At 41.1% G+C, this 5,213-nt stretch carries 5 protein-coding genes; 1 reads left to right on the top strand and 4 read right to left on the bottom strand.

Annotated features, from left to right (window positions below; genetic code table 11):
- Positions 1 to 57 precede the first annotated feature (57 nt).
- The 4 genes from H5202_RS17700 to H5202_RS17715 all read right to left on the bottom strand — a co-directional run bounded on the left by H5202_RS17700 (position 58) and on the right by H5202_RS17715 (position 3,717).
- Positions 58 to 522, bottom strand: coding sequence for a hypothetical protein (locus H5202_RS17700; RefSeq protein ID WP_182744259.1), 465 nt, complete (start codon positions 520 to 522; stop codon positions 58 to 60).
- 6 nt (positions 523 to 528) lie between these two features.
- On the bottom strand, positions 529 to 915 hold the full coding sequence (locus tag H5202_RS17705) for a DUF2750 domain-containing protein (RefSeq protein WP_162023702.1): 387 nt from the start codon (positions 913 to 915) through the stop codon (positions 529 to 531).
- A gap of 114 nt (positions 916 to 1,029) precedes the next feature.
- Entirely contained in the window at positions 1,030 to 2,142 is a 1,113-nt protein-coding gene (locus H5202_RS17710) for an anhydro-N-acetylmuramic acid kinase (RefSeq protein WP_182773236.1), read from the bottom strand.
- 36 nt (positions 2,143 to 2,178) lie between these two features.
- Positions 2,179 to 3,717 (bottom strand): peptidoglycan DD-metalloendopeptidase family protein, encoded by a 1,539-nt coding sequence (locus H5202_RS17715; protein ID WP_182773238.1) that lies wholly within the window; start codon positions 3,715 to 3,717, stop codon positions 2,179 to 2,181.
- Between the two features lie 123 nt (positions 3,718 to 3,840).
- Here H5202_RS17715 and tyrS point away from each other — a divergent pair, with 123 nt between their 5' ends.
- Positions 3,841 to 5,037, top strand: a complete 1,197-nt coding sequence (tyrS, locus tag H5202_RS17720) for a tyrosine--tRNA ligase (protein ID WP_182773237.1) — start codon at positions 3,841 to 3,843, stop codon at positions 5,035 to 5,037.
- Positions 5,038 to 5,213: the final 176 nt, after the last annotated feature.

The raw sequence follows: 5,213 nt of genomic DNA on the forward strand, positions 1-5,213 counted from the left end.
GTCTTTCGATGGCTTTTTTGATTTATGGACAACATCTCTAAATAATACAAGCGATGATTAGCTACTCATAATATTGAGATTCATTCGCGGTTTAAACCACGCTTTCACTTTGGCATTAAAGCTAATCCACACTTGTATAATACCTAGCGTAATCAGCACTGAGTATATAAGCCAATCAGGCACTACGGCTTGAAATAAACCAAAATCAAATGTCGTTGGTCCGGCAACCAAATTATCTGGGTCATACATTATGATCGGTAATAGGCTATACAACAGCAGTTGCAACAGACAATAAACCCGCAGTAGATATAAACCTGCTTTCTGGCGACCTATAATTGCCAATACCATCATCAAGGTCAAAATGCATAACATTGCACTTAACTCTGATAGTGAGCTGGCGGCCATTAATCCACTGACAGACGATAATGTATAAATAACCATTAAACCGATAAGTCGTTTTGGTAAACGTGGTTTGACCGTTACTTTATCTATTTGGTTTGATTCCGAGCTGATTATTGTCATAACACATTAATGCTTTTGTTGTTTCTTTGGCGAAATACGTTCGTTCATTTCAAACGGTGGTACAACGACACCTAAGTCTTCTTGTACCGGGAACACTGCGATAAATAAATCATCATCTTCCATGCCGCTCACCCAACGTTCTTGAAACTCGTCTAGTGGAATGGCTAATGGTTCACAGTCTTTCCATTCATCAACTGCCCAAAGTGCAGCTGTTTCTTCAGAAGGCCACATTGGAATACAATCTTCATCTTCTGTGGTTAGCATGACGCAACCATCTTGGTCTTGAAGTGTCCAAATGATTTTTTCTGCTTTAATTTGCTCAACCATATAATCGTAACGGCCTTCTGGCGTTAGATTCATTAGTTCAGACACACTTTTGGTTTTGTTGCTCATATTGACTCTCATCTTAAGTGACGGCTTTGCCCAATTTCAAACGATTGAGCAAATTTGTGGGCATCATAACATTGAGGCCACAATTGCAAAAGTAAACCGCACATATTGGTGTATTTATCTTGCTTTAAAGCGACCACCTAATATAGCAGCACGTGACGCACCTGTGACTGCCGGTAAGTTGGCGGGTAAATCATGGTGATAACGCATTGCTAACCATGCAAAAGCAATTCCCTCAACCCACTTAGCATCAACACCTAAGGCGCTGGTAGTGTCGACTTTATAACCTGGAACCAAAGTAGCTAGTCGCTGCATTAGCGCTTTATTTAACGCGCCACCGCCGCAAACAAACAATTCGCCAGTCGGTGACAGTTTATTAATGTCATTGGCAATACTATGGCAGGTAAGGTCAAGTAAAGTGGATTGAATATCTTGTTGATCTAAATGGCTATAGTCAGCGAGTTGTTGCTCAAGCCAAGCTTGATTAAATAACTCTCTGCCAGTGCTTTTAGGGTAAGCTTGCGAAAAATAAGAGTGTGATAATAGTTGCTTGAGTAAGTCCGGATGAGTGGTACCAGAATCAGCCCAAGCACCATCTTCATCAAAAGGTTGGTTTAAGTTTTGTTGAATAAAGGCATCAATTAAGTTGTTACCTGGACCTGTATCAAAACCTAACACTTGCTCACTATTGCCGGGTAAGTATGTGACATTAGCAATGCCACCAATATTTAAAATAACTCTTGAATGACCAGACTGAGCAAACACTTGTTGATGGAATGCCGGAACCAACGGTGCGCCTTGGCCGCCAAGGGCAATATCTTTACGTCTGAAATCAGCAATAACATCGATATTGGTTTCAACCGCAATGGTGTTTGGGTCGCCAATTTGTAAAGTGAAGCCCATTTCTAAGTTGGGCATGTGACGCACTGTTTGTCCATGTGAACCAATCGCGATCACCTCATCAGCAGTCAATTTTGTTTTCGCTAATAAGTGATTAACCGCTTGAGCAAACAACTTGCCGATATTGCGATCAAGCTGGCCTAAGCGGTTAATTTCATCTGTTTCGGGTTGACATAAGCGTTGTAATTTTTTTAATAAATGCGCAGGAATAGCTTCTGTATGGCTGGCGATGAGCACAGGATGTTCGGCCGAAAAATCAACCAACACCGCATCTACACCATCCATGCTTGTGCCTGACATTAGACCGATAAAATATTCTGGCTTAGACATGAAGTGACTCTCTGTAAACAGCAATAAAACAGCTTATTAGTTACTTGCTAATTGCTGTTGTTGATTTGATTTTAGTTGTGCCATCAATTGCTTGCTGATTGCAGTGAACTTGTTCTTCTCTCTGCGATCAATTGGCATTGATTTCGGTAAATCGATGGTTCGTGGATTGCGATGAACCCCATTTACGATAAATTCATAATGTAAGTGAGCGCCAGTGACTCGACCTGTTTTACCCAGAGTACCAATTATTTGGCCTTGTTTAACGGTTTCACCACGATTTACTTTACGCTTGGTTAAATGCAAATACTTAGTGGTGTAGGTTTCATTGTGTTTAATGAAGACATAGTTACCATTAAACTGATTGTAACCAGACTCGACAACTTTCCCTTTGCCAGCAGCTTTAATGGGTGTACCAATGGCGGCAACATAATCAACACCGCGGTGGGCTTTAATTTGACCTGTGACCGGATGTAAGCGACGAGGGTTAAAATTAGAACTGACGTATTTAAAGTCTACTGGTGAACGCAAAAAGGCTTTACGCATGCTATTGCCATTTTCTGAATAGTATTCGCCATCGGTATAACGCACTGCGGTATAACGTTCACCTTGGTTAATAAACTCTGCCGCGAGAATATTGCCATTTCGCAAAAATTGACCGTCGGCGTATTCTTGTTGGAACAACAACGAAAAATGATCGCCTTTGCGAATATCCAGAGCAAAGTCGACATCCCAACCAAAAATATTGGCTAACTCCATAATGTGGTTACCAGACAAGCCTGCATCGGCAGCGGCATTCCAAAAATTACTTTTGATATTAGCGCTAATAAACGAGGTGCGATTGACGACTTCTTTAGTGTTAACGGTTTCTTTGTATTGTTCGTTGTGTTGACTGATAATTAAGGTCGACACTTTATCCATGCGATAAGTTAATTCTTGTAATTCACCTTGGGCATTTTTGCTGATAGCGATTTCTTCGCCTGGCATAATTTTTAGTAGATTCTTTTTCGCTAATGGTAATTGGGTAATGTCATAGACATCTTTGGCGCTCAGCCCCGCACGGCTAAATAAGCCGCCTAAGGTATCGCCTTTAGCCACTTCATAGTATTCATGAGTGTAATCATCGTTAGCCGCTTGTTGTTTTATTTTTGCTTTTTGAGTGGAAACTTGCTGATCGATATCATTGATCATGCCATCAATATCAGAGGTACTGGTTTGCAACATGGCAAGATGTTGGGCAAAAGCTTCATCGTCAGGCGTCTCACCGCTAATTATATCTTCGCTATCATCACTTGATTCAAGGACATCATTAGAGATGAAATCAGTCGATTCATTTTGAGCGATACTGTCGTTATTGCTCGGTGGTGTTGGCGTGCGAAAGGCTAGCGGAATAGCATAATTTTCATTAGTTTCGATGTCGGATTCGTCAGCAGATTGACTTACCAATCGGGTTTGTTTAGATGCTTGAGCGTCTTCCGATGGAAACATCAGAATAAATGTCGTTAGAATCACCAATAAAGATAATGTGATTTGATGTGCTTTTGGCAGCAATGTGAATAAAGTAAGAAGCTTTGCCATTGACTCAGTTACCAATTTCTCTCTCATTATTATCCGCTAAGTGTACACTCTTTCATTTGCCGTGGCTAACAAGTAACATAGACCTCTTTATTTTTTGTGCAAGCCCTGGGAGTTGCAGTAGAGATGGCGAATTTAGATCAAGTATTGGCAGAGATTAAGCGCGGTACCGATGAGATATTACTTGAAGCGGATTTGCTTGAGAAACTGAAAGAAGGGCGTCCATTACGCATCAAATTAGGTGCAGATCCTACCGCTCCGGATATTCACTTAGGTCACACGGTTATTTTAAACAAAATGCGTACTTTTCAAGAGCTTGGTCACGAAGTGATTTTCTTGATTGGTGACTTTACCGGTATGGTCGGTGATCCTAGTGGTAAAAATAGCACTCGTCCTCCACTGACTCGTGAACAAGTGCTTGCTAACGCCGAAACCTATAAAGAACAGGTCTATAAAATTTTAGACCCAGCAAAAACCCGCATCGTATTTAACTCTAGCTGGTTAGAGCCGTTAGGCGCGGCTGGCATGATCCGCTTAGCATCACAGCAAACCGTTGCTCGAATGATGGAACGCGACGACTTTAAAAAGCGTTATGCATCAGGTCAATCTATTGCTATCCATGAATTTATGTATCCTTTACTACAAGGTTACGATTCGGTTGCATTGAAAGCCGATGTTGAATTAGGCGGAACAGATCAAAAGTTTAACCTGCTTATGGGTCGTGAATTGCAAAAGTCTGAAGGCCAAAAACCGCAGACTGTCATCATGATGCCATTGCTTGAAGGGTTAGATGGCGTTAAGAAAATGTCTAAATCGGCTCATAATTATATTGGTGTAAGCGAGCCTGCTAACGAAATGTTTGGCAAACTGATGTCGATTTCTGATGACTTAATGTGGCGTTATCTTGAACTGTTGTCATTCCGTCCGTTAACTGAATTAGCCCAATTCAAGTTAGACGTTGAAAATGGCACAAACCCACGTGACATCAAAATTTTGTTAGCCAAAGAAATCATTGCTCGTTTTCATGATGAAGATCAAGCACAAGCAGCGCATCAAGCTTTTATCGACCGTTTCCAAAAAGGTGCAATCCCGGATGACATCGAAGAAGTGGTATTAGAAGCGGGCGAAGGGTTAGCTATTGCTAACTTACTTAAAGATGCAGGCCTTGTGGGTTCAACCTCTGACGGTATGCGTATGATTAAGCAAGGCGCAGTTAAAATGGACGGCGACAAGATTGAAGACAGTCGTCAAATTTTTAATGCAGGTCTTGAAGCTGTATTCCAAGTGGGTAAACGCAAGTTTGCTAAAGTGACTTTAAAGTAATCACGGATAGTAACGAAAAAAAACGGCTTATAATGTAAGCCGTTTTTTTATGCCTGATACATGGTCAATCGATGATTAATTGATGCGGGCAACACTACTGAGACTCAAGTTGGTCAGACATGGTCTGATAATCCATTAAGTCCATTTGCTCAATTAAGCGTTCAGTATTGTTATCA

Origin of the sequence: Shewanella sp. SG41-4, assembly GCF_014164505.1 — a bacterium.
GTDB lineage: Bacteria > Pseudomonadota > Gammaproteobacteria > Enterobacterales > Shewanellaceae > Shewanella.

Coding starts and splice junctions, on each gene's coding strand:
- H5202_RS17715 (WP_182773238.1), bottom strand. CDS start 3,717: ATGGCAAAGCTTCTTACTTTATTCACATTGCTGCCAAAAGCACATCAA.
- H5202_RS17705 (WP_162023702.1), bottom strand. CDS start 915: ATGAGCAACAAAACCAAAAGTGTGTCTGAACTAATGAATCTAACGCCA.
- tyrS (WP_182773237.1), top strand. CDS start 3,841: ATGGCGAATTTAGATCAAGTATTGGCAGAGATTAAGCGCGGTACCGAT.
- H5202_RS17710 (WP_182773236.1), bottom strand. CDS start 2,142: ATGTCTAAGCCAGAATATTTTATCGGTCTAATGTCAGGCACAAGCATG.
- H5202_RS17700 (WP_182744259.1), bottom strand. CDS start 522: ATGACAATAATCAGCTCGGAATCAAACCAAATAGATAAAGTAACGGTC.